The 25,074-nt window shown below is 47.1% G+C and carries 23 protein-coding genes; 6 read left to right on the plus strand and 17 right to left on the minus strand.

Annotated features, from left to right (window positions below; all coding sequences use genetic code 11):
* Positions 1 to 7: 7 nt before the first annotated feature.
* From LSG37_RS11375 to LSG37_RS11395, 5 genes are all read right to left on the minus strand, one after another.
* Positions 8 to 1,681 (minus strand): serine hydrolase domain-containing protein, encoded by a 1,674-nt coding sequence (locus LSG37_RS11375; protein WP_233079989.1) that lies wholly within the window; start codon positions 1,679 to 1,681, stop codon positions 8 to 10.
* Between the two features lie 418 nt (positions 1,682 to 2,099).
* Complete coding sequence (locus LSG37_RS11380) at positions 2,100 to 2,660, minus strand: CBS domain-containing protein (protein WP_233079990.1); 561 nt, start codon at positions 2,658 to 2,660, stop codon at positions 2,100 to 2,102.
* Positions 2,661 to 2,770: 110 nt separating this feature from the next.
* Positions 2,771 to 3,088 carry a hypothetical protein gene (locus LSG37_RS11385; RefSeq protein WP_233079991.1) on the minus strand — a complete coding sequence of 106 codons (318 nt, stop codon included), beginning with the start codon at positions 3,086 to 3,088 and terminating at the stop codon, positions 2,771 to 2,773.
* A 301-nt stretch (positions 3,089 to 3,389) separates the two neighbouring features.
* Positions 3,390 to 4,433, minus strand: coding sequence for a cytochrome d ubiquinol oxidase subunit II (gene cydB / locus LSG37_RS11390; protein WP_233079992.1), 1,044 nt, complete (start codon positions 4,431 to 4,433; stop codon positions 3,390 to 3,392).
* A complete protein-coding gene (locus LSG37_RS11395; protein WP_233079993.1) occupies positions 4,433 to 5,872 on the minus strand; it encodes a cytochrome ubiquinol oxidase subunit I in 1,440 nt (479 codons plus the stop codon). The genes cydB and LSG37_RS11395 overlap by 1 nt, the downstream gene beginning before the upstream one ends.
* A 303-nt stretch (positions 5,873 to 6,175) precedes the next feature.
* On the opposite strand from LSG37_RS11395, the gene LSG37_RS11400 reads away from it, so the two are divergent.
* Genes LSG37_RS11400 through LSG37_RS11410 form a run of 3 tightly spaced genes read left to right on the plus strand, consistent with a single transcriptional unit; the run spans position 6,176 to position 9,903 of the window.
* Positions 6,176 to 8,071, plus strand: coding sequence for an ATP-binding protein (locus tag LSG37_RS11400; protein ID WP_233079994.1), 1,896 nt, complete (start codon positions 6,176 to 6,178; stop codon positions 8,069 to 8,071).
* Entirely contained in the window at positions 8,064 to 9,467 is a 1,404-nt protein-coding gene (locus LSG37_RS11405) for a sigma-54-dependent transcriptional regulator (protein ID WP_233079995.1), read from the plus strand. Before LSG37_RS11400 ends, LSG37_RS11405 begins: the two co-directional genes overlap by 8 nt.
* Before the next feature lie 46 nt (positions 9,468 to 9,513).
* Positions 9,514 to 9,903, plus strand: coding sequence for a hypothetical protein (locus tag LSG37_RS11410; RefSeq protein WP_233079996.1), 390 nt, complete (start codon positions 9,514 to 9,516; stop codon positions 9,901 to 9,903).
* Positions 9,904 to 9,915: 12 nt separating this feature from the next.
* Here the strand turns inward: LSG37_RS11410 and LSG37_RS11415 are convergent, their stop codons facing one another.
* From LSG37_RS11415 to LSG37_RS11430, 4 genes are all read right to left on the minus strand, one after another.
* Positions 9,916 to 10,503, minus strand: coding sequence for a YkgJ family cysteine cluster protein (locus LSG37_RS11415; RefSeq protein WP_233079997.1), 588 nt, complete (start codon positions 10,501 to 10,503; stop codon positions 9,916 to 9,918).
* A 127-nt stretch (positions 10,504 to 10,630) separates the two neighbouring features.
* The gene (locus tag LSG37_RS11420; RefSeq protein ID WP_233079998.1) at positions 10,631 to 13,513 is read right to left on the minus strand and encodes an EAL domain-containing protein; all 2,883 of its coding nucleotides are present in this window, start codon (positions 13,511 to 13,513) and stop codon (positions 10,631 to 10,633) included.
* Positions 13,510 to 13,821 (minus strand): DUF3630 family protein, encoded by a 312-nt coding sequence (locus LSG37_RS11425; protein WP_233079999.1) that lies wholly within the window; start codon positions 13,819 to 13,821, stop codon positions 13,510 to 13,512. The genes LSG37_RS11420 and LSG37_RS11425 overlap by 4 nt, the downstream gene beginning before the upstream one ends.
* Before the next feature lie 10 nt (positions 13,822 to 13,831).
* On the minus strand, positions 13,832 to 15,280 hold the full coding sequence (locus tag LSG37_RS11430; RefSeq protein WP_233080000.1) for a protein adenylyltransferase SelO: 1,449 nt from the start codon (positions 15,278 to 15,280) through the stop codon (positions 13,832 to 13,834).
* 189 nt (positions 15,281 to 15,469) lie between these two features.
* Here LSG37_RS11430 and LSG37_RS11435 point away from each other — a divergent pair, with 189 nt between their 5' ends.
* Entirely contained in the window at positions 15,470 to 15,778 is a 309-nt protein-coding gene (locus LSG37_RS11435) for a c-type cytochrome (RefSeq protein WP_233080001.1), read from the plus strand.
* A 51-nt stretch (positions 15,779 to 15,829) separates the two neighbouring features.
* On the opposite strand, the gene LSG37_RS11440 is transcribed toward LSG37_RS11435, so the two are convergent.
* Together LSG37_RS11440 and recQ are read right to left on the minus strand one after the other, a co-directional pair.
* Positions 15,830 to 16,087: a hypothetical protein gene (locus tag LSG37_RS11440; protein ID WP_233080002.1), complete on the minus strand. Its 258-nt coding sequence runs from the start codon at positions 16,085 to 16,087 to the stop codon at positions 15,830 to 15,832.
* Between the two features lie 88 nt (positions 16,088 to 16,175).
* Positions 16,176 to 17,990 (minus strand): DNA helicase RecQ, encoded by a 1,815-nt coding sequence (gene recQ, locus LSG37_RS11445; RefSeq protein ID WP_233080003.1) that lies wholly within the window; start codon positions 17,988 to 17,990, stop codon positions 16,176 to 16,178.
* Between the two features lie 114 nt (positions 17,991 to 18,104).
* On the opposite strand from recQ, the gene LSG37_RS11450 reads away from it, so the two are divergent.
* Both LSG37_RS11450 and rarD read left to right on the plus strand, forming a co-directional pair.
* A complete protein-coding gene (locus tag LSG37_RS11450) occupies positions 18,105 to 18,557 on the plus strand; it encodes a thioesterase family protein (RefSeq protein WP_233080004.1) in 453 nt (150 codons plus the stop codon).
* A gap of 128 nt (positions 18,558 to 18,685) precedes the next feature.
* Complete coding sequence (gene rarD / locus LSG37_RS11455; RefSeq protein ID WP_233080005.1) at positions 18,686 to 19,591, plus strand: EamA family transporter RarD; 906 nt, start codon at positions 18,686 to 18,688, stop codon at positions 19,589 to 19,591.
* Positions 19,592 to 19,701: 110 nt separating this feature from the next.
* On the opposite strand, the gene LSG37_RS11460 is transcribed toward rarD, so the two are convergent.
* From LSG37_RS11460 to LSG37_RS11485, 6 genes are all read right to left on the minus strand, one after another.
* Positions 19,702 to 20,115: a VOC family protein gene (locus tag LSG37_RS11460; RefSeq protein WP_233080006.1), complete on the minus strand. Its 414-nt coding sequence runs from the start codon at positions 20,113 to 20,115 to the stop codon at positions 19,702 to 19,704.
* A 15-nt stretch (positions 20,116 to 20,130) separates the two neighbouring features.
* On the minus strand, positions 20,131 to 20,805 hold the full coding sequence (locus tag LSG37_RS11465) for a hypothetical protein (protein ID WP_233080007.1): 675 nt from the start codon (positions 20,803 to 20,805) through the stop codon (positions 20,131 to 20,133).
* A 142-nt stretch (positions 20,806 to 20,947) separates the two neighbouring features.
* A complete protein-coding gene (recG, locus tag LSG37_RS11470; protein WP_233080008.1) occupies positions 20,948 to 23,029 on the minus strand; it encodes an ATP-dependent DNA helicase RecG in 2,082 nt (693 codons plus the stop codon).
* Positions 23,030 to 23,094: 65 nt separating this feature from the next.
* Positions 23,095 to 23,841: a substrate-binding periplasmic protein gene (locus tag LSG37_RS11475; RefSeq protein WP_233080009.1), complete on the minus strand. Its 747-nt coding sequence runs from the start codon at positions 23,839 to 23,841 to the stop codon at positions 23,095 to 23,097.
* Positions 23,841 to 24,557: a substrate-binding periplasmic protein gene (locus tag LSG37_RS11480; protein WP_269836566.1), complete on the minus strand. Its 717-nt coding sequence runs from the start codon at positions 24,555 to 24,557 to the stop codon at positions 23,841 to 23,843. Before LSG37_RS11480 ends, LSG37_RS11475 begins: the two co-directional genes overlap by 1 nt.
* A gap of 119 nt (positions 24,558 to 24,676) precedes the next feature.
* On the minus strand, positions 24,677 to 25,069 hold the full coding sequence (locus LSG37_RS11485; protein WP_233080011.1) for a RidA family protein: 393 nt from the start codon (positions 25,067 to 25,069) through the stop codon (positions 24,677 to 24,679).
* Positions 25,070 to 25,074: the final 5 nt, after the last annotated feature.

The raw sequence follows: 25,074 nt of genomic DNA on the forward strand, positions 1-25,074 counted from the left end.
CTACTAATTAATGCAGAATGGCCGGCAAAAGATAGTTGCTGACCATCTGGGCTACTTGTGGATGAGCATAAGCTTTGTTGTAGGCTTTGGCTGTGATCACAATAACCAGCGGAATGTCTTTAAAAATAAAGATTTTATTGCCGCCATTGCCGCTGGCATAAGCCACTTCAAAAGACTGCTGGCCCGACTGAATCCTATCGTTCCAGAATAAATAGCCATAATGGCCTCCATCCTTTTGCTGTGTCCGCGCTACCTGCTTAGCTAAACTCGCTTTTACCCAGTCTGCAGGAATAATTTGTTGCTTGCCCCAGCTGCCGCCATTTTTATACAGCTGGCCATATTTGGCCAAATCCAATGCCCTTAAACCTATACCTCCTGCTGTATTGGCCACTTTTTGTGGGGTGTATTGCCACTCGTATTTGCTAATACCTAAGGGGGCAAACAGCTTTTTATCTGCATAAGCTTCAAGGCCTTGTGGCACATTTTTTTGTAGTATGTCGCCTAATACCACTACACCGGCAGTAAAGTAGCTCCATTCTTTAACAGAGGATGCTGGATTTTGCATAGGTAAATCCAGCGTGAATTTAACCCAGTCTGGTGTTGGATACATGTTTTCTTCATTGCCTTGGGAGGCGGAATCCGAATCATTTCCAGCAAAGCCTGAAGTCATTGTCATCAGCTCTTTCAGGCTGATATTAGCTTTTGGGGCTGAGTAGTTTTGGTAGTTCTTTAGCGGGTAAAACTCACTCAGACTTTGCTTTTCGCTTTGAATAAAGCCTTCCTGGATGGCTATGCCCAGCATAGTAGAAGCAAAGCTTTTACCGACAGAGCGCGTGTCATGCAAGGATGCACGTTCACTGCCATTAAAGTATTCTTCCAGTAGCAAAGCGCCATCTTTAATTACAACCACACTGCTAACATCTTTGAAGTCTTTTTCAGCAATTTTTTTGTTCATTGCTCTGATCAAATCTTTGTTGTAGCTGTCTTTCGAAACAACCCAGTCATGGGTGGCTTGAATGGGTTGAATAGCTATTTGCTGCTCGGTCGCCTTGGGCTTTACTACCTGCACTGCGATTTCACCGGCAGCAATGACGTTACCAATTTTTATATCAGCAGTTTTGACGTAGGGTCTGATTTCTATTTTCAGTGTATGAATGCCTTCCGTCAGGGCTTGTTCTCCGCCGAAATGCATAAAGCGCATCCATAAAAAGCGCCCCCAGGAGTCTTCGTTTACTTCGCTAAAAAATGGCTTCATCAGCACTTTGTGGCTGGACTTTTCAGTGGATAAGCCTGCCGCCAGGTTTAAGTTTTCGGTGTAAATCACTGAACTATCGACATAAAAGGTAAATTGATAGTTGCCATTTTTGTTTGCTTCTTCAGCAGATAGTTCTGGTGCTAACTCCTGCAAATAGGCGGTAAGCGGCTGGCCTAGTACTGCGTTAAAATACAGGTTTTTTGTGCTATTGAGCTCAAATCTCTGGATTAACTCAGTGGCTTGGTATGACTCTATAGCTTTGGCTGTGGTTGAGAAAATGATTCTTCCTGAATGCTTTTGCTGGCTATCAGTGTGAGTTGGTTTTGATTCCGCAGCCAATGCCTGTGCTGTCAGGCTATGAGTTGCAGCAAAAAGCAGACCCAAAGAAAGCAGAATTTTTATAGCGACTAACAGTGTTCCCTTCATCTTTTTTACTCATCTAATAACGGTGCCCAGAACCATAACAGGCAGCGCTTTATTGGCTTCAAAAGAAAGCATAAAGATTTGCTGAAGATTTGATGAATGTCTTTTTTTATCTTTGTATTCAGTTGTTTATGTTGTTCTTCTGGGCGGAAGGTCTTGGCAGTACTTATATTGTTTATTGAGGAAAACTCCGCCATAAACTGAAGGTCAGCAGTGTGGAAGCAGGTCTTTGGAGGTACTTGTGCCTGTTGGAAAGGAAAACGCCGCCATGAATCAGGAGACCCGACAGAGGGAGGTCTTTGGAGGTACCTGTGCTCTGTGGCGGCTTTCAAAACCCTGTTTCGTGGGAATGAGTACGAAACAGGGAAAACCAGGAGAAAACATTGTTGCCGGGCCGGGTTAGCAGCTCGGCAAAGGTCGATCAGGCATACATACGGTCAAAAATATTCAAAAAAGTCGGAGCTTTCTCAATATGAACCGGAATATGCAGACGGCTGGCGATATCGCTGGCGGATATGACACCCCGAATATGGTGAGATTCGGTATCTATCACTAAACAATACTGCTCACCATTGTGTTGCAGAGTGTTCAGCACATCACCTATGGAGCAGTGTTTAATTTGTTGATAAGCCAGGGCTTTGATTTCGTCGCGTGGGCGCATTAAATCAGCCACTGTTAAGTCCGTGCGATTTACACCTTTGCCTAAACGTTGCAACACATTCTGGATAGACAACTGTTCGTAGCTGATTAAACCAATCAGTTCCTGATTGGCGTCTATCACCAGTTTCAACTTGCTATGTTCATGATTCATCATATCCTCTGCTTCGACTGCACAGGTGCCAGAATCAATCATCATTGGGCTGTTGGTTTTAAAGTCAGACAGGAAATCCAGCGCTGCAGAATTTAAAGTTGCTTCGGCAAATTCAGCGGGCTGAACTAAATGATCTATCACGTCAACGTTGAATAAATTTAACTTTTTCATAGAAACCTCTCATCAGTCCGCTCAGAGGCAGCGAACCGGATATCAATACAATCAATGGATGTCGTCAGATCTATGGCAATGAAGCCTGAAACTCTGACTATTTCAATGAATTAAGAGAGGTGCGAGGGTGGTGCACGCGCGGCATAACAGCTTTGCTGCGCTTTATTGAAGTGGGTGTCTGGTTGTTGATAAAAACGATTCTGTGCTGCAGGAAATTCAAAGCTGTTCCAGCAGACTGCGCTTTTATCGTCATCAGTTGGGGTTTCTGTTAAGTCGACAGTGGAATGAGTGGCAGAGGCCACCAGAGCAACGGTGAAGTTTTTATTCGCTTGTTGTAAATCTACCCAACTGCTGGACGCAGAATGGCCTGCTGAAGGAAACAGCAAACTCAGGTAAAACAACACTGCGATAAAACTTAAATACTTCATTTTTCGCGCCCGGTAAGAACCAATACAGCTTGGTCTTTTCCTGACTATAGCAGCGTTGTTTTTTAAAATGCAAATAAAAAAATGAAAAAAGTGATAAAGATTGTTTTGAAGATCGACACTTTCCTTGTGTCAGATCAATAAAAGTCTGCTGCTGATTAGATGAAAGCTGTTGATTTTTTAACGCTTTACAAAAATTTCATGCCCTGTTTTAACAGCCAGGCAATAACTAGCAAGGTTAAAAATCCAGTCAGGTACAACACCACAAACCACTGGCCCTGGGAAAGTTTATTTAACCATTTCATCAGTAGCCCTCCTGATAATCTTCAATTTTTCCGGCAAAAATCTTATAGCCCCATAAAGTGTAAGCACAAATAAGAGGTAAAAAGATAAAGATGCCGGGCAGCATAAACATCAGACTGCTGTCAGGTGCTGCGGCTTCCAGATAGGTCAGTTGGCGTGGCAGCAAGTAAGGGAATACACTGACCAGTAAACCGACAAAAGCCAGCAAAAACAAGCCTGAAGCCAGCCAGAACGGCCTTTCTTCATGACGTTCCTGCACAGCAGTTTCCGCTTTATGGCTGCGATTTACCCGGCCTAAGTCGCGGAATAATAAACGGGCGGCAAGCACCGACAACAGAGGCAGTGGGATTAACCATAAAGCGTGCCAGCCGCCAAACCAGCGAGCCCGAATTTCCGGCTCGATCCAGACAGTCCAGAGGCTGACCAGCAGCATGGATAACATCACAATCAATACTAAACGCTGGCCATAACGGGCAGCTTTGTGTTGCAGCTCGCCACGGCTTTTCATCACCAGATAACAACAGGCCAGCAGGGCATAACCCGCCATTACGGCTAAACCACAAAATAAGCTGAAAGGGCTGAGCCAGCTGAAGCTGGACTGATCAATAAAATCTGTTGGTACACCTTGTACTAAAGTGCCCAGCATCAGGCCCTGACAGAACGCAGCAAGGCTGGATCCAATGGCAAAAGCTGAGTTCCAATATTTTTTTGAAGTGTCTGATTTAAAACGGTATTCAAAAGCCACACCACGGAAAATCAAGCCAATCAGCATCAGCACTATCGGCAGATAAAAAGTCGAGGCAATAGCGGCGTAAGCAGCAGGGAAGGCACCAAATAATATGACGCCCCCAAACACCAGCCAGGTTTCGTTGCCATCCCAGACGTGAGCGACAGAACGCATCAAATGGTCGTGTTCGGCATCGCTGTTAAACCAGGGATACAAAATGCCCATGCCTAAGTCAAAACCATCCAGCAGCACATACATCAGGATGGCAAAGCCAAGCAGCAACAGATAAAACAGGCTTACACTCAGTTCCAGCTCCATTAGTTGGCTCCTTTTGGATCAGTGGCAGGGGAATTTGATGTTTCGGCATCAGTGGCTAAGGTTTTGGTAAAAGACAGCGCATAACCTGAAGCTTTTACGCCTATACGTTGTTGTTGCAGGTGATCAACAGGTGCCGGGCCTTTTTTGATCAGCTTACGCATAAAGTACAGATACACAGCAAACAGCAGGCTGTAGGTCAGCACAAACAAGGTCAGCGAAAACAGCACTCGCTCTGCGGGTAGGGGGCTGACCACTTCACTGGTACGAACCAAACCATAAATAATCCAGGGCTGACGACCAATTTCAACCACATACCAGCCCGCTAACACCGCAATAATTCCTGTGGGTGCCATAAAGCTGACAGGCCAGAGGAACCAGTTGCTTTGATACAAAGTTCCACGCCAGCGCAGGTAAGCGCCCAGTAGCGCAACGCCTATCATCAGCATGCCAATGCCGACCATCACGCGGAAGCTAAAAAACACCATAGGCACATTAGGTCTGTCGGCTGCAGGCACTGATTTTAAGCCTTGCAACTCGCCGTCCCAACTGTGCGTCAGTATCAAGCTGGCCAATCCTGGCACTGCAACTTCATAGTGATTTTTTTCAGCTTTCATATCAGGTAAAGCAAATAACAGCAGCGGCACATTGGCTTCTTTTTCTGCCCAAATTCCTTCCATGGCCGCCAGTTTCACCGGTTGGTGTTCTTTCACATTTAAGCCATGTAAGTCACCCACCCAGGCTTGCAGCGGGGTCAACACCAAAGCTATCCATAAGGTCATAGACAAGCCTTTGCGGCCAAAGTCGATATGTTGACCTTTGCGTAAATACCAGGCATGGGTGGCCATCACCACAAAAGTGGCTGTGATAAAAGCGGCTAATAACATATGGAAAAAGCGGTAGGGCATCGAAGGGTTAAAAATCACTTCCATCCAGCTGACCACTTCAAATTTACCATCAACAAACTGATGCCCTTGTGGGGTTTGCATCCAGGAATTGGCTGCAATAATCCAGAATGCAGAGATCCAGGTTCCCACTGCTACTGTGACAGTGGCGAAAAAGTGCATTCTGGCGCTGACGCGTTGCCAGCCAAATAACATCACCCCTAAAAAGCCAGCTTCAAGGAAAAAGGCGGTCAGTACTTCATAGGCCATTAAAGGCCCAATCACTGCACCTGCCATTTCGGAGAATTTGGAGAAGTTAGTACCAAACTCATAAGACAAGACAATGCCCGACACCACTCCCATACCAAAGGTAATGGCAAAAGGTTTGATCCAGAACTTAGCCAGTTGCAGATACTGCGGATTACCGGTTTTCAGCCATAAACCTTCCCAGATCGCAATCAGAGTGGCTAAACCTATGGTGATAGAAGGAAAAATAATATGGAAGCTTACCGTAAAAGCAAACTGGAGCCGGGATAGGATACTGACATCAAGTTCCATAACTACCTCAGTTTTTAGACGTTTTGATCCGGCTCAGCGCAGCAGGCGCTATGGCCACGGATAACAACAGCAACATGGTCAGCAATTCGGCCGCAAAAATAGACAGGTCAGGCATAGTGTTCTCTTTGTTGACAAGTTATGCAGCATTCAGGCTGCTTAGCTTTATAGTGCCAGAATCAGGCCATAATTTATTGTTTTTGTAACATGATGATTTTAAATGAATAAAATTTAATGTTTGCAGGAGTTGTTAACTTGATTTACGCTTTTAAATAGAAGTGGTGACAACTAAGTTGACGGTGAGCTGTGGATTTGATTTTAGCTTTTGAGCTGATGATGTTAGTCACCAGTGCTTGTGCTGCCTTGATGTCGGGTTGGTTATGGTGGCATTCACGTTATCAGCGCACGCTGGCAGGCCTGGCTGGCTTTGGTGCCATGATGGCACTCTGGTGTCTGGGTCATATTTTTGTATTACATAATGAGCCGCAGCTTGGCCGCTATTTATTATTGGCCAATCCCTTGATGCCGACCTTTTTTCTGCATTTTGCGTTGCGTTTTGTTGAGCAGGATCAGGTAAAAGCCCCTTGGCTGGGCTGGGCTCGTCGCCATATTGGCTGGTTATATTTTCTGACATCTCTAGTGGTGTTGCTGAGCTGGAGCCTTGATGCTGGTGATGTGCTACACAGTGTTGCTTTGGGCCAGGTTTTTGTTTTTCACTCCTACGGTTTTTTAAATCTGCTTTACACAGTGGTTCTGGGTGTATTAGCTCATGCCGTATTGTGGTACGGCTGGCGTTATCATCAGGGCAATAAAAAACGTTCAATAGTGGCGATGTTTTTAGCTGGTGGCTGGGGTTTATTGCTGGCGACTCCGGTAGTGTTCCCTTCCTTTGGGCTGGACTGGTTTCCTTATCCTATGTTGTTGCTGCCCAGCTATCCTGTGTTGCTGGTCTATGGCGTCGTACGTTATCAGATGCTGGCGGTGAATGCGCTGGCCAACAGAGCCTTACTCTGGCTGGTGATGTCGTTGTTATTGCTGTTATTGATGGCGCTGGTCAGCTCTATCTTTGGTCAGTTGGGCATGCAGGCGCTGGCGAATGTACCAGGCTGGCAATTATGGTTGTATTCCAGTCTGGTATTGTTGCTAACCGCAGCCTGTTACCGGCCTGTGGCTAAACTGGCTGAGCGCTTGATTTACCCTGGAGCCACTTTGGATCCGGCGCTGATCAACTTCTGGCGGCAGCAACTGGGTCAGTGTCAGAACTGGGTTCAGTTGTGTGAAAAATCCTCTGAACTCTTATCCGCAGCGCTAAAACAAAAAGTGCAGGTGGAATTACCCACATCGACCGCAGGACGCCTTACGGATGGAGTTGCGGATAAAAGCCAGCTACAAATTCGCTGTTACAATCAGCAAGGCCAGTGGCAAGTGCAGTTATTGGGCTGGGACGATATGACGCCTGGCATACGTTTAATGGCCGAAGTTTTTGGCTCTTTGCTTGGTAGCAGCTGTGAGTTACTGGCGCAATCGTTGCAATTGGCTGAAGCTGAAAAACAGCAGTTGTCGCAACAACATCTGGTTGAAATGGGCGCTTTGGCCGCTTCTATGGCGCATGAATTGCGTAACCCGCTGAATATTATTTCGATGGCCTCTGCTGGCGTGGATGCTGAGTTACGTGCTCATATTCAGCAGCAACTGAAAAGAGCCGACCGGCTGATTTCCGATATGTTGGTGTACTCAGGCCGGTTGCAGCTGCAATACAGTCAGATGGAACTGGAACCTCTGTTGCAAAGTTTGTTGCAACAATTCGACTGGCAGCAGGTACAGCTTGAACTGAAGGTCCCGGCTGGCCTGATACTGCAGGCCGATCAGCACAGAGTGCAGCAGGTGTTCTTAAACTTGTTTGATAACGCCAATGCTTTCTTACGTAACCAGGCCAATGCATCTTTGCTGATTGAAGTGACTGATCTGCACCAGCAAATCCGGCTTAGAGTGCATAACAATGGACCGGCCCTGGATGCCAGTTTAACCACTGAACTGTTATTTCGGCCTTTTATCAGCAAGCGTAGCGGTGGCAGTGGTTTAGGTTTGGCCATAGTGAAACGTATTATGGATGCCCATCAGGGCCAGATTAGTTTCCGTACTGATTTGGGGTGGCCTGTCAGTTTTGAACTTTTGTTTCCGAAGGATATTCCTCATGTTTAGCGCAACAACGCCAAACCCGGCGCGCATTTTAATAGTGGATGATGAGCCGGCCTTTCGTTTATTAGCCGAACGTTTTTTACAGCAACAAGGTTATCAGGTGGCAGGAGCCGCTAATCTGGAAGAAACCCGCAGTAAACTTCAGCAGTTTGATGCCGACTTAATTTTATTGGACTTGGCGTTACCACCTGCGTTTGACCCCGCCCATACGCTGGCTGCTGTGCCTGAGTTCTCCAGCAGACCAGTTATTATTTTAACCGGGCATGCCGAGCGGGAACTGGCGTTGCAGGCTATAGCTCAGGGCGCATGGGACTTTATTGCCAAACCCATAGATCCGGAATTATTGGCTGTAGTGGTGAAACGCGCTATCACTAAACATCAGCTGGAAAAAGAGCTGAGTCAGTTAAAACAAGGTTTACAGCAACATAGTTTTTTGCCGAAGTTGGCTGGCCATTCGCGGCATATGGAAACAGTTCGCACCTTAGTACAGCGTATAGCGCCCACTGAAGTGCGGGTGCTGGTGACAGGGCCATCCGGTACAGGTAAAGAAGTGATTTCACGGGCTTTGCATGAGCTAAGCCCACGCTCTGGCAAAGCTTTTGTCTCAGTACACTGTGGCGCTATTCCGGCTGAACTACTGGAAAGTGAGCTGTTTGGTTATGTCAAAGGGGCTTTTACCGGAGCAGATAAAGACCGGCAGGGTTTATTAAAACTGGCAGATGGCGGCACTTTGTTTCTGGATGAAATCGGTGAAATGCCGCTGGCGATGCAGGTGAAATTACTGCGGGTACTGCAAGAGGGCACTTTTTATCCTGTCGGCGGGCGTGAGCAGCAAAAAATTGATATTCGCTTAGTGTCGGCCACCAACGCCAATCTGCCGGATTTAGTCAAACAAGGTAAGTTCCGAGAAGATCTGTATTACCGCATTAAAGGGGTCACTATAGAAACAGTGGCCTTAGATGAGAGGCGGGAAGATATTCCTTTGCTGATCCAGTTTTTTCTGGAGCAACTTAGCCAGCAGTATGGCCAGAAGTTGCAATTGGAATCGGCGGCTATCAGCTGGTTTTTACAAAAACACTGGCCGGGTAATGTGCGGGAATTAAAGAATACGCTGGAAAGTGTCGCTGCTATAGCCCAACAAGGGGTGATCCGGGTTGCAGATATTCAACTGCTGCATCTGGAGCATCAAAGCACGCCAACAGACAGCGAACTCTTGCCAGGATCGGATTTAAGTAGTCTGGATGAACAGGTCAAAGCATTGGAGATCCGTTTAATTCAGCAGGCCATGGCCCAACATAAAGGCAATAAGAGTCAGGCGTCACGTGTTTTAGGTATTTCCCGTCAGGGCTTACTAAAAAAAATTGAGCGTTACGGCCTGACAGATTTGGGTGATGACTAACCCATCCTGTCTATACTGACTTAGTTAGTCAAAAGGAGTACCAGCTATGACCGATTTTATTGCCCATGGTAAATTCAGCGTCACACCTCAAGGCGAAGTTTTATTGTGTGAAATTCAGGGCGCCTGGAACAAAGAGGGTTCAGAGCAACTTATTGAGGATCTGAAAGCCCAGGTACAAGGATTTTCCGGTAAAAAATGGGCCAGGGTTATGGATATGCAAGGTTGGGAGCTGGCAACACCTGATGCGATCAGTGAGATGACAGCCTTCAGCGCCTGGGAAGATCAACACGGCTGCGTGCTGCGCTGTTTTATCGGTTTAAATACAGTTCAGCAACAGTTGCTGGAAATGAAATACCAGCACTCACATAAACCCCAACATTTTAGCCACACAGATACAGCGTTAAGCTACGCCAAACAATTTTTGCAGCGGCTTTAATCAACTGGTTAATCAGCCTGCCATGTCGGCATACCAGGCTTTGGTCAGTACTTTTTCCAGAGCTGCAGCGGCAGCTTCTTTAATTGGCATATTCTGTTTACTGAGTTCGTAGTCCAACTGAGCAATTTGGGCTTTATGATTCATCATCATAGGCGGAATTACACTGGTCAGGCTTTGTTCTGCTGCAATAACGGCAGCAGGTTCATCGGCACGTATCACTTTGCAAATCGACAGTAAGACTTCACCTTCACGGCCACGGTAACCTGCTGCACCAAACATGCGGCACACTGCAGGGCGATAGGGGTAAACACCACACTGACCACTTTTACGATCTTCTGAAGAGGCCTGATAAAAGAAACAGCTATCCAGCTCATGGTGTTGTAGGGCTTCGAGTGTACTTTCAGCTGTGCCTTGTTCGTACAAATGAAGCGCCAAAGGCAACATTTCAAGTACTGAGGCTTCAATGCCCGGATGCAGACAACATTCACCACAGCCACTACGGCAAAACAGCTTGCGATCGTTCTGGTAACTACTATAAGTATGAGCAATTTCGTCGTTGAGGATCATTAACGTCGAGGCTGTGTCGCGCAGCTGCTGCATAGGTTCTCCGAACAAACAGCAAAACCCCATCTGGGGCGGGGCGCTATTGTAATGACAGCGATTGAGACTCAGCAATAGGGCGCAAAAAATATACTTTGGCTGCTGAAAATGGGGGTAGTTGCCGGTTTTATTCCTGTTGATAAAGAGGGCGGGGTTTGGCTATGCCGTAGCCTTGAGCGAAGTCGATCCCCATCTCTGTCAGCTTGTGACAAATCTCCATGTTTTCAACGTATTCGGCTACGGTTTGGATTTTCATCGCCCTGGCTATATCGTGAATAGACTGCACTATGGCGCAATCAAATGGGTCGATCAGCAAGTCGCGGACAAAGCTGCCGTCAATTTTGACAAAGTCGATAGGGAAGTTTTTCAGATAACCATAGGAAGAAAACCCACTGCCAAAGTCATCCAAAGCAAACTTGCAGCCTAAAGTGCGGAAATGGGAGATAAAATCCAGCGTTTGATGCACATTTAAAATCGCCATACTTTCAGTGATTTCAAAACACACTTTGGCAAAAGGAATTCGGTATTCACGAAACAATGAGGCGACATAAGCTTTAAATAACGGATCTGTTAATGAAGCGCCGGATAAATTGATATTGGCTAAACTCAGTTCTGCCAGATGAGCAGGTTGTTGTGCCAGCCAACGGAAGTAGTTGCGGATCACCCAACGGTCTATTTGTGGCATCAAACCATAACGTTCTGCTGAGCTTAAGAAGCTGCCCGGTGCTATCAACCCTTGATCCGGCAAAGATAAACGCAATAATAGCTCATAATGCAAACCCGGCTGAGTCTGCTGTATTGCGGCTATAGGCTGCATAAAGAGCACAAAATTATCTTGTTCCAGTGCCTGACGTAAGGTTTTTAACCACTGAATTTCGGACTGATGCCGTTGCAGCTCTTCATCATCGGCGTTAAACATATGAATACGATTACGGCCCTTTTCTTTGGCGACAAAACAGGCGGAGTCGGCTTGTTTTAACCAATGTTCAGTACTCTTATTGCCGTCTGAATTTTCCGCCAGACCAATACTGACGCTGATACTGAACACGCTGTCCTGCCAGATAAAACGAAACTCTTTGACTGTGTCCAACAACTGACGGGCAATAGCAAAAGCCTCATTGCTGCTCAGATCGGGCAGCAAGACCACAAATTCGTCACTTTCCAGCCGGGCTAAAATACCTCTGTTATCCAGCACTCTTTGCATTTGATTACTGATTTGGCATAACAAGGCATCACCTGCTCTGTGGTCACAGGTGGTATTGATCAGTTTAAACTGGTCTATATCCAGATAAAGCAAAGTGGCTTTGTGCTCAGATCGCAACGCCAATTCCAGCTGCTCAATAAAATAATGCCGGTTGTATAAAGACGTCAGCGGGTCGTGGGTGGCCAGATAAGCCAGCTGTTCGGTATTTTGTTTATGGGCTGTGATATCGACTATAGAGCCATGCACATAAGCACTTTGCACGCCGTCCCCTTCTGCCAGCCTGGCCGACATTAAAGCCCAAAATGCTGAACCATCAGAACGCAAACCTCTGATTTCAAAATTCTTATTGTCACCCAACTGCAGTTGTTTCAGCATCTGCACTCTGTCTTCCGGATTGGCGTAATAACGCGCCATACTGGATTTCGCCACATCCTGCTGCATTTGCTGCAAATTTTGATAACCCAGCATAGTCAGTAATGCCTGATTGGCTGTAATTAATTGGCCCTGCAAAGTGCTGGTAAACATACCTTCAACAGCATTGTGATAAATATCGTAATACTGCTGCAAATGCGCATTCGCCAGGCGCTGATGATCCTGACTTTGTTGTTGAGTGCCTTTGATATTTTGCATCAAGCTGAAGCTCATCAGCGCCATGCTGCCCATCACAGCCATCAATAGCAGGTATTGCCAGGCCTGAGCTGTGGGTAAATAACCAATTTGCGATAAAGCCAGTACAACGATGCAACCAAAGAAAAATGCCCAGCCTAAGGCAAAAGTTTTGGCGGTGCGGTCGCCTTTAATGGCGTGCATCAAGGCAAACAGGGTGTTTACACCTAAACATAAAGTGGTGACTACCAATAAGCCCCAGAATCGTAATTGGTTATTGGCGTACAGTGGGCTAAAGAGTAATAACAAGGCGCTGATTAAACACAAATAAAAGCCAAAACGCCCCAGTATTCCGCCTTGCTGTTTACGGACATGCCAGCTAAACAGTGTCAGGCAAGTGTAGGTTGCCCCGGCGGCCACATACAAAATGGCCTGATTAATTTCCGGATAGTCGGGCCAAAGCATCGCAAAGGCCAGGCCATTTAAAATAGCCAGCACCAGAGCGCAGTTGATAAAAAAGCCTGAATAATACAAATAGAGCCGCTGTTGCACTGAAAAAAACAAAAACAGGTTATAGATCGCCATCAGCAATAAAACACCACATAGCAGGCCATCCAGAATGTTTTTATACAACTGGTCCAATACAAAGTTGTTGTGTTGCCATAAGGTCAACTGCACTGGCGCAACTGCTGCATCCTGAACTTTGATAAAGAGGTCAAGTTCCTGGCCTGGTTCAAAGTTGATTGGAAATGCGAAACTTCGATACGCCAGAGCGCGTTGATAAAAAGGCACCGAAGCACCAGTGCTGCTTAACAGCTGCAGATCATTTTTTTCCCTGTTGTAGCTGTACACCTGCACCAGATCGGCCAGCGGAAAGTCATAATGCAGTACAGTCTGAATAGGGGTTTGGCCTTTGTAGTGTAAACGGGCAAATAACCACAAGGACTGATCTACACTTTGCAGCGACTTTTTGTATTCTGTCACCAGACGAAAGGCATGGTGCCGCTCAGGATCAAAGATCAGCTCTTCCAGCGGCAAGGCTTTGTGGCTTTGTTGAAAATACAACGAAGGCCCTAATTCCTGACGGCTAAGCTGTTTATCAAAGTGATTCACCTGAGCATGAAAAGCAAAAACATTGCTGCAAAACACCAGCAGCATCAGCCACCATAGCTTTAATACATGCTGCAGTTTTGCCTTCATCCGATCCTCAAATTACTGAATTCTTTTGCTAATTCTGACAGTAACATAGCGCTGCCCGCACTGTCAGCCGTCACCCAAAAACTTTCGCTGTAGTCTTCATAACAAAAAGTAAAAGGGTGATCCGCGAAACTAAAACCCAGCTCCACCCTGTCTGCGCCGTAAGATAAAGTGCCGGTTCGGATTGAGCTTTGTGCAAACCATAGCTTGCACTGCTGCACTTGTTCAAACCGCATCGGCCATAAAGGGGTCAGCAGCAGCTGTTTTGGCTCAACTTGGACAATAAAACTGTTTATAGCACTTTGGTTCATAAGGCTTCCGTTAACTGCTGCAGGAGATATCCATTCCTTTGCCCCAATCTGGTGGCGGGGCGGCAAAGGCTTCTTTGCCTGGTTGTGGCTGGTAAGGATTCTGCAGTACCTGCATCAGTTCATGTAAAGGTGCTGTGTTCCCTTGTTCTGCAGCTTCAATGGCTTGTTGAGCTAAGTAGTTTCTCAATATATACAATGGGTTGACGCTATTCATCAGGTTTTTACGTTCAAGTTGTGTGCCTGGCTCCAGCATCAGACGAGCACGATACAATTCTGCCCATTGGTCAAAAGCGGCGAGATCCAGCATATGATCCCGCACAGAAGAACCTGTTGCGTCATCCGCAAAATCAGCCAGACGGCGGAAACTTAAACTGTAGTCTTGTTGCTGTTGCTGCAATATAGCCAGCCATTGGCCTATTAAAGCGCGGTCTGTTGGCTGTTGTGTGCTAAGACCCAGCTTCTTGCCCATCAATGTCATGTAGTGATCCACCAAGGTCGGTTCATACAAGCCAAGTGCCGAGCGTAAATCTTCGACTTCAATCAAAGGGGACAACGCATGCGCCAGCGCATTGAGATTCCACAACCCTATACCTGGTTGTTCATCAAAGGCATAACGGCCACTGTGATCCGAATGATTGCAGATATAACCCGGCTGATAATCATCTAAAAAAGCATAAGGGCCGTAATCAAAGCTAATCCCTAAAATCGACATATTGTCTGTGTTCATCACACCATGATTAAAACCTACGGCCTGCCACTGGCTAATCAGTTCTGCGGTACGCACTACGACTTGTTGCAACATAGCCAAAGCGGGATTTGCGGCATTCAGGCAGTCGGGGAAATGCTGCTGCACTGTAAAATCGACCAGCCGTTGTAGCTGGTTCTTATCGCCAGTGTAAAAACAATGTTCAAAGTGACCAAAACGGATATGGCTTGGGCAAACGCGGATCACCATAGCCCCTTGCTCTATAGTTTCGCGTTGCACCGGCTCGGTGCTTCCGACCAGACTTAATGCTCTGCTGGTAGCTATACCTAAATGATGCATAGCTTCGGAGGCTAAAAACTCACGGATGCTGGAGCGTAATACAGCACGACCATCACCAAAACGTGAATAAGGGGTGCGGCCAGCCCCTTTCAAATGTAAATCGTAACGCAGGCCATCGCGGCCCTGAATATCCCCCAACAGCAAACCACGACCATCGCCTAGTTCTGGGTTGTATTGACCAAACTGGTGGCCCGCGTACTTTTGCGCTACTGGCTTGCTGCCGGCAAACAGCTTTTTACCACTTAAATAGTCAGCGGCATCTGTTTGGCTAAAAAACGCGGTGGGGAGTTGCAACAAAGCTGCTGTATCAGCACTAAAGGCTAAAAGTTTGGGCTCTGCAAATGGAGTCACAGCGACAGCGCTGACTAAATCAGGCAAATGCGTAGCATAAGTGGAACTTAAAATAAGTGACATAACCAATCCCAAAACTGCGATGGCCTATTGTGGTTGCTGTATCTGCTTAGCTCAAGCGCTTTCTGGTGTTGAGGCTGCACTTTGGATGTATTTTGCGCTCTGACTTGTATAAACAAGTGCTTAGGTCTTTAATGGACAAAAGATCTAAAAAAATAAACCCAAAGTCCATATTTAGGGAGAATACCAATAATGCGATTTATGCCGTTGATAGTATTAGTTTTAATCGGGTTCTCTGTACCAGCTATGGCACAAGACCCTGTCGCTGGAAAAACCAAAGCTGCGGTCTGCGCTGCTTGCCATGGTGCAGAAGGGGTGTCTGTTATTCCGGATTACCCGAACTTAGCAGGGCAAAAAGTGAAGTATCTGGAGAGCTCTATTAAAGCTTACCGTGATGGTCAGCGTAAACATGCGGTGATGTCGCCTATGGCGGCAGGTTTGTCTGATGCGGATATTTTGGATTTAGCGGCCTATTTTGCGGCCTTGCCTGCAAATAAATAGTGATGGGTTGTAACAGGGCGGCCGCTGGAAGCTGCCGCCAAATGCGGAAAATCAGTTTTTATCTGCGGGCTCTTCTGGGGAAACCAGCCACTGCAAACCCACATTTAAAACGCCGTTTATTACATCTGGCAGCAAAGAAGAATCCGGCTTTTGGTGTTGCTGTTCTGCATTTTGGCGATTGGTTGCTGCATTGGAAGTGGCACCTTCGATAAAGTCTTCAGCCACACGCTGGTGATTGTAGCTACTGCATCCAGTCATTAATGCTGCACTTGCCAGAATGGCAATAAAACCAAATCCATGTTTTTGCATAAGCTTTTCCTTTACTGCTTGGTGATGGGTCTAAAGCTGCAGTTGAGGCGACAGGTTAATCTGAATGCTTTTTAGTGTCAATGTAACGTTAATCACCTGCTAAATAATCGCTGATTAAATCAAGGAAATCTGCGCCATAGCGGCCCAGTTTAGTCTGGCCTACACCGCTGATGGCTAAGAACTCCACGCTATTGGTGGGGCAGGCTTGCGCCATTTCTATCAGCGTTGCGTCTGAGAACACCACAAAAGGTGGCACGTCGTCGCGTTCAGCTATGGCTTTACGCAGCACTTTTAAGCGGGCGAACAGCTTACGGTCATAGTTTTGTGGCGCTGTGGTTTTGCTACTGCTGCTTGCTTTGGTTTGCACCAGGCGTGGCACAGCCAGTTGCAGGCTTTGTTCGGCCCGGAGTACAGCCCGTGCAGCTTCCTGTAGTTTTAATACCGAGTGCTGGCTGATGTCCTGCTGCAATAAACCACAATGCACCAACTGGCGCAAAATACTCAGCCAATAATCGTGTGACTGATCTTTGCCTATGGCAAAGGTGGATAACTTATCGTGACCCAGTTCGTGAATGCGGCTGGTTTGGCTGCCACGTAATACGTCGATGACATGGTTCATGCCAAAACTTTGGTTCACTCTGTAGACACAGGACAAGGCTTTTCGCGCCAGTTCAGTGGCATCAAACTGTTTGGGTGGGTCTATACAGATATCGCAGTTGCCACAAGGTTTCTGACTGGATTCACCAAAATAGTTCAGCAGCACTAGACGCCGGCAGGTTTGAGCCTGAGCAAAAGCTGCCATCTGGTTAAAGCGCTGCAACGCGACTTCGGTTCTGCTGTTGTTTTCGTCTTTTTCTATCCAGCTGCGCATCCGGGCTATATCGGCGGGGTCGACCAGCATTAAAGCTTCAGCGGGCACACCGTCACGGCCGGCGCGGCCTGTTTCCTGATAATAAGCTTCTATGGTGCGGGGTAATTCAAAGTGGATCACAAACCGAATATTGGATTTATTGACGCCCATACCAAAAGCTACAGTGGCGATAATCAGCTGAATTTGGTCTTTTTTAAAGGCTTCCTGCACCGAGTTGCGTTGCTCGTTAGTTAAGCCAGCGTGATAAGCCGCCACCTGAAAACCTTTGCCCGCCAGTTGTTCGGTCAGCTCGTCGACTTTGCGACGTGAAGCACAATAAATAATGCCACTTTGTTGTTCCTGCAGTTTCAGGTAATTCACCACCTGTTCCAGCGGGCGGAATTTTTCCTGCACTGTGTAGCGGATATTAGGCCGGTCAAAGCTGCCGACTGAGACATAAGGTTGTTGCAAGTTCAACTGACGGCTGATGTCTTTTTGCGTGGCTGGATCGGCTGTGGCTGTCAGAGCCATCATAGGCACATGCGGGAAATACTGCTTGAGCTGCGCCAGTTCAGTGTAATGAGGCCTGAAGTCGTGACCCCACTGCGAAATACAGTGCGCTTCGTCTATGGCAAACAAACTAACACCCACTTCCGCCAGGCGCGACATAAAATCAGCTTGCAACAAACGCTCTGGCGCCAGATACAGCAGTTTGAGTTGCTGATTGCGTAAACGCCGGATCACATCCTGAATTTCTTCTCTGCTTTGGCTGCTGTTTATAAACTCAGCGGCAATACCGTTGGCCTGCAACGCGTCGACCTGATCTTTCATCAGCGACATTAAAGGCGAGACCACCACGGTGACATAAGGCAGCAGCAGAGCAGGTAACTGATAACACAGTGATTTTCCGCCACCTGTTGGCATCAGGACAAAAGTGTCCTGACCACTCAGGCAAGCCTGGATCACCTCCAGTTGTCCATGACGGAACTGACTGTAACCAAAAGCTTGTTTTAAGGTGTCGAACAATAGTTGTGGCAAAGGACAAGGCTGCATTATGAAAAATCTGGCGCATTGTAATCAAAAGCAGCGGAACTGTCTTGGGCATTGTGTCATTGGCTCTGCTGGGATAGATTGTTCACTGCTCCTACCAGTAAAGTTGAGAACCTTATGCACGCCGATCAGTTACTGCCTTTTATCGCCAATACCTTTGACCAGATGCCTTTTAACCGTTTGTTATGTTTAAAAGTCACCCGTTTTGATGAACAACAAGCAGAAGTGCGTTTTGACTGGGCAGGTCAGCTGGTGGGGAACCCGGTGCAGCAGATTTTACATGGTGGTGTGATAGCTTCTGTGCTTGATGTGGTCGGAGGCCTGATGGCCGTGTCCAGCGCTTTAAGCCGTTTCGGTGATATAGCAGACGCTGAACTGGCGGAAAAACTCGGCAAAATGAGCACCATAGATATTCGTACTGACTATTTACGTCCTGGTCGTGGTCAGCAGTTTATTGCGACAGCACAAGTGATCCGCACTGGCAATAAGGTCTGTGTTTGCCGCATGGAGTTACACAACGAACAAGGTATTCATATTGCCTTGGGTACTGGTACTTATTTAGTCGGTTGATCCGCTTTTAGCCAGATTTATCTGATATTGCGCCAGTTTTAATACCGTTGTCTTACCTTTGTGACACTGGTCACGTACAATGCGCGCCTTAAGTCGACAGAGGTCGGCGGCTGCAGGTGGTGGTAACTATGTCGTTAAGTCCGGCGCAAAAAATAGGTGGTGCCTTTGCCGCCAGTGCTTATACCTTGTGGGGTATAGCTCCGCTTTATTTTAAACAAATTGATTTTGTACCTGCGCAGGAAATTCTGATCCACAGAGTCGTCTGGTCTTTTGTGTTGCTGATGCTGATTGTATTTGCGATGCAGCAATGGAGCAAAGTGCAGCAGATTTTAAGCCAACCTAAAATGGTATTGGCTTTGTTGGGCACCTCGCTGATTTTAGGCGGCAACTGGGGTTTGTTTATCTGGGCTGTGAATAATCATCATATGCTGGATGCCAGTTTAGGCTATTACATCAACCCTTTATTGAATGTGCTGCTGGGTATGTTTTTTCTCGGCGAGCGTTTGCGTAAGTTTCAGTGGCTTGCTTTATCGCTGGCTGCAACAGGTGTGTTGATCCAGTTGGTTACTTTTGGTTCTGTACCCTGGATAGCATTAACGCTGGCCTGTACTTTTGCTCTTTATGGTTTATTCCGGAAAAAGCTGGCTATTGATGCCATTACCGGACTCTTTATTGAATCCCTGCTGTTATTGCCTTTGGCCTTGTATTACTGGTGGCAGTTTGCAGACAGCAGCGCAGCTGATTTCAGTCAAAACAGCTGGAGTTTAAATCTGTGGCTGATGGCTGCAGGTTTTGTCACTACAGTGCCTTTGCTGTTTTTTATTGCTGGTGCAAAACGCTTACAGTTATCGACCATGGGCTTTTTCCAGTATATAGGCCCTAGTTTTATGTTTGTATTTGGGGTCTGGTTGTACAACGAAACCTTAACCACAGCAAAGCTGGTAACCTTTGGTTTTATCTGGCTGGCACTGCTTGTTTATTCACTGGATGCTTATTTGGCGTTACGGAAAAAACCAGCAGTTCAGGTCCTTTAAATTACCCAAATTAATTAAAGCAGCAGCTAGGCGACAAGCGATGGCGACCCCAAGAGCATAGTGGTCTTATGCGACTGGGGCGACAGAGAGTAGTCAACAACGCTGCGGGTTTAAGTAAGAAGGGTGGGTGGCCCTTTAATTTCGACTGTATTGCCTTCAGGGTCCTGAATATAAATCGACGGGCCCTGACCTTCAGCGCCATAACGCGATTCAACAGGGCCTGTGGTCACGCCTTTGCCTTGAAAATATAACTGCAAAGCTTTGGGTTCAAAAGGCTCAATGCGTAAACATAAGTGATCCATGTTGTGCCCTTCGAGGCCTGGTGCCTTGCCACCTTGTTGCCCCAAAGCTTGATCCACTGGTACTAAATCAATCAGGCTAGTGCCGGCCCTTAATTGATACAAACCTAAATCGGTTTCTTCGCGCTCTAAGCTACAACCCAGCACTTGCTGATAAAACTCCAGCATCAGTTGCAGGTTCTTCACCCGCAATACCACGTGGTCAATCTGAATTATTCGGAACATTGTTGCTTCATTTCATCAGCCTTGTGGATGGAAGATTAACAGAGCTGCTATACGAGCCGCCAGTTCAAGCTGGGTTTGGGCCGTTAAACCCGGTCTGAGCCAAACCCTGCCGTTTTCTAACACTTCAACCTGTGCTATGGCTCCTTGTTCATCGGTCAGCAAGTAGCCTGCAGGTGCCAGTGTTGGGTAAGCCGTTTCTGCCAGAATATGCAGTGATCGAATTTTGATCGAACGGTCTGATAACTGACTATAGCCTACAAATTGGTTATCCCATTCCGGGTTCAGGTAGAAAGTTAAATCTGCTATTCCTTTAATGCCACAAGCCATAGCAGGTTTCTGCCCTCTGTTGGATCGTGCGGGCCAGCGAGCCATCGTTGTTAATTGACTACGATCCACACATTCCAGATATTGCCACTGCTGACCATCTGTGACTGTTAACTTGTAGGCTGATAGTTGAGGATCTGAGGGTAAACCTAACAGTGCTAAACCAAAACCAGAGACGGGATTTTTACTTGGGTTTGTTGTATGCCATGGGCCAAAGCTTAATGAACTGTCCCACTGCCTGGCTGCTGTGGAGGTCACCTGATAAGGATCTACTTGTTGAAATGCTTTAATGCTGTCGATTTGCTTCGCATGGAGAGTGAAAATTGTCGCTAAAGCAAGAATGGTGATTGCGCCGGATAGCCGCATTTTGGGTTCCTTCTGTGAGGTTTCGTCAAATAGCTGTTGTCCCTGTGCTCAAAGTATTCATCCTGATTATTTAGCATCCTAAGTATAGGCGACACAAATCAGCCGTTTCTGTAACCCAAAGTAGAAAATTGTCATGAAAATGTCAGGCTTGAGCGTAGATCTCTTTAAAACCTAACCAGCGGCGAATTAAAGGCGGGCAGTTTTGGTTGTATTGCTGCCACAGAAGCGCAGCGGTTTGTTGAGCCGCCGGAATGAGCTGTGCATCCCGGCTTAAATCCGCAATGCGGTAGCTGATTTGGCCTGTTTGCTTGGTGCCAAGCAGTTCACCCGGGCCTCTAATTTCCAAATCACGTTGCGCTATGACAAAACCATCATTGCTTTCCCTAAGCACAGCTAAACGAGCCTGAGCTGTGGGCGACAAGGGTGCGTGATACAAAAGCACACAATGAGATACTGCGCTGCCACGACCAACCCGGCCACGCAACTGATGCAACTGAGCCAAACCCAAGCGTTCCGGGTTTTCAATAATCATTAAACTGGCGTTAGGGACATCAACCCCGACTTCAATCACAGTAGTTGCGACTAATAAATCCAGCTCACCGGCTTTAAAAGCCGCCATCACTTGTTGTTTTTCCGCAGCTTTTAAGCGGCCATGCACTAAACCTATCCGCAAATCCGGTAAAGCGGCAGTCAGTTCGACCGCCGTCATTTCTGCCGCCTGGCATTGCAGCTGCTCTGACTCTTCAATCAAAGTGCAAACCCAATAGGCTTGCCTGCCCTGATTCTGCACCACCTGACGTACCCGCTCTGTGACTTCGCCACGCCGGCTATCTGGCAAGACTACAGTGGTGACCGGAGTTCGACCTGGCGGCAGTTCGTCGATCACAGAGGTATCTAAATCGGCATAGGCTGTCATGGCTAAAGTGCGGGGTATAGGTGTGGCTGTCATCACCAGTTGATGGGGGTAAAAGCCAGTATCGGCGCCTTTTTCACGCAACTCCAGCCGTTGGTGCACACCAAATCTGTGCTGCTCGTCGATAATCACTAAAGCTAGTTGTTGAAACTGCACTTGTTGCTGAAACAACGCATGAGTGCCGATCACCATTTTCGCTTCACCAGTTTGAATCGCATTCAACTGTAACTGCTTTTGTTTGGCGGAAGCTTTACCTGCTAGCCAGGCAATCTGATATCCCAAAGGCTCGAGCCAGGCTTTAAAAGTGTTGGCGTGCTGTTCTGCTAACAGCTCTGTTGGCGCCATCAAGGCCACCTGAGATCCACGGCTTAAAACAGTTAAAGCTGATAAAGCAGCAACTAGCGTTTTACCAGAGCCGACATCCCCTTGTACTAAACGCAACATGGGTTCGGTCTGCGCTAAATCATGACGGATTTCATTGATCACCCGCTGCTGCGCGCCAGTTGGAGCAAAAGGCAAAGCCGCTAAAAACTCTTGGTTCTGAGTTTCATCCACTATAAAACTGCGACTTTGCTGCACACGGCATTGCTGGCGTAATTGCAGCATCGACAGTTGCTGCGCGACCAGCTCTTCAAAAATAAGCCGCTGCTGTGCCGGATGTTGGCCTTGTTCCAGCAGCTGCAAGGACGCATCTGGTGGTGGCCTGTGCAGATAAAACAGCGCATCAGACAAAGACCAGCTGTTTTGGTCGAGCACTGGTGCTAAGTATTCGGTGGGACTGCTGCGCTGCAGTAATTGCAAAGCGGCGTCAGTTAAATTACGCCAGCTGTTTTGTTTTAAACCTTCAGTGCTTGGGTAAACAGGGGTCAGGGTTTCAGCCACATCCTGATCAAAGCCGTCTTTTAAAACTTTGTATTCCGGATGCATCATTTCAAAACCACGCATGCCCCGTTTCACTTCACCAAAGACTCTTAAGGTGACGCCTGGAGTGACGGCATTCTTTTGTGCTGCGTTAAAGTGGAAAAAGCGCAAGGTTAAGTGGCCTGAACCATCGCGGATAGACACCAGCCAGCTGCGTCTTTTACCGAAGGTAATTTCGCTGCTGATCACTTCACCTTGCACTGTCGCCGTTTGTTGTGGCCATAAGTCGGCGATGGGGTAGAGACGGGTACGATCTTCGTAACGTAAAGGCAGATGGAACAACAAATCCTGCACGCTCTGAATGCCCAGCTTATGCAGCAGTTCACTGACTTTGGCGCCAACACCTTTCAACTGGCTGATTGAGATGCTATCCAGTGCTGTTACTGTCAAAAGGAAGACCAGGTTAAGTGGCTGATAACAGACAGTTTACCTTGTGATTCCCCAGCAAGGTAGCTTTAGTCTTTTGTTAAGTGGCTATTGTGGTGAAAATGTTCAATTAAGCCGTCTTTAACCATGCTTTGCAGCGCTGTTTCGATCTGCTGTTTCTGATCGTCAGAGACAGTTTTTTTGGACAATCCGAGATAAACAAATCGGTCGGTGGCCGGTGTAAACTGCAGCACCGCGGGTTGAAACTTGTTTTTGTAGCGAGGATTCGAGTCGATGACGTTGAGTGCCTGTTGGGCTGGAGCAATCAGCGCCCCAATACGGCCTGTCAACAACATAGCAAAACCTATATCCAGACTACTGACTTCAACCTGATTCTGCACTGTCAGTTTTCCAAGCAAAGCTGCATTGTAAACATAGCCCCGTACCATTCCTAATGGCAGATTGCTTAGTTCAGTCCAGCTATTGAGCTGGACCGCGCCTTTACGTTGATACAGCACTTCCACTCTGGCTTTGTCGTAAGGCAACAGATACATAAATTCTGCTCTGGCAGCTGAGTAGTTCAGGCTTGTCATCAAATCACTTTTACCTTGTTTCAGATTCTGCAGGCAACGAGGAAAGGGTGTGTTGGTGCTAAATGTCAGTGTAAAACCTGCGCGCTTTGACAGCTCTTGCATCAGCTCCACAGTGGGACCATGAGGCTGACCGTTATCTGGATAAAAATGCCGGTGTGGGAAGTGATCAAGACACCATTCCAGCGTTGAAGATGAGGCAAACCCGCTCAGTAGGCTGATACAACAGAGCAGGATAAACTTCATTAGGGTTTCACTGCAGATGGATCGGCCAGATAGGTAGGGCCGTGTTTTAATGGGTCAAAGGCATAGAGTTTTTTCACAGTACCATCCGCTACCATAGACTGCACCGCTTGTTCGATGCGACTTTTCAAATCCAGATGTCTGCTCTTTTTAGACAAGCCAATATTGATATAGCGTTTTTCGACCACTGAAAAATCAACAGGAGCTCGTTTGAACTGGTAGTGAAGTTCAGGTTTGTCTGAAATGACATCTAAAGAACTTTGAGTTGGAACGACCAATGAGTCCACTCGGCCACGTTGCAGCATTTCAAAACCTGTTTCTATGCTATCGATTTCAACATGACGCTTTGAGGTTTTGATCAGTTGCATCAAGGTTGGGTGGTAGGTGTAGTTACGCACTGTCGCTAGTGTTAAAGCTGCCAGCTGACTAAAGTTAGTAATGGAGCGTTGGTCGCCAGCTTTTAAATACAGGGATTCCGGAATGCGTTCGTTATAAGGCATCAGATAAATAAATTCAGCCCGCTCGTCAGTGAAATTCAGATTACTCATTAAATCCGCTTCACCAGTTTGCATCTGACGCAAACAACGAGCCGAAGGCGTCTTAGGGCTGAATTGCAACTGAAAACCAGCGCGTTTAGCCAGTTCCTGCATTAAATCTACAGAAGGGCCGTACGGAGCTTTGCCTGTTTCATAGGAATGAAAACGCGAGAAATGATCCAGACACTAGGTCAGTACTGGTGTCTCTGCAGCAGCTGTAATACGAGGTAGTATCAGCAGCAAAACACAACACAGGATCTTATTCACTCAGTTCGCCTTACAGGACCTAAGCAGCGCTTGCTCTAGTTAGTAGAAGGGACTTCCATCACGCCATCAATCTCAACCTGAGCACCACGAGGTAAAGCGCTGACCTGAACTGCAGCTCGAGCCGGATAAGGGGCACTGAAGTGTTTGCTCATGATTTCATTGACGGTCGCGAAGTTGGATAAGTCAGTCAGGAAAATATTCACTTTGACCATATCATTTAAACTGCCGCCAGCTGCGTGGCAAACTGCAGCCAGGTTCTCAAACACCTGCTGGGTTTGTTCAGCGAAATTTTCAGACACCATTTGCATAGTCTCTGGCACTAAAGGGATCTGACCAGATAAGTACACAGTGGTGCCAATTTTGACGGCCTGACTGTAAGTACCAATAGCGGCAGGGGCTTTATCTGTACTGATGATCACTTTTGACATAAAAA

The sequence above is a fragment of the Rheinheimera soli genome, from assembly GCF_021290985.1.
Classification (GTDB): Bacteria; Pseudomonadota; Gammaproteobacteria; order Enterobacterales; family Alteromonadaceae; genus Pararheinheimera; species Pararheinheimera soli.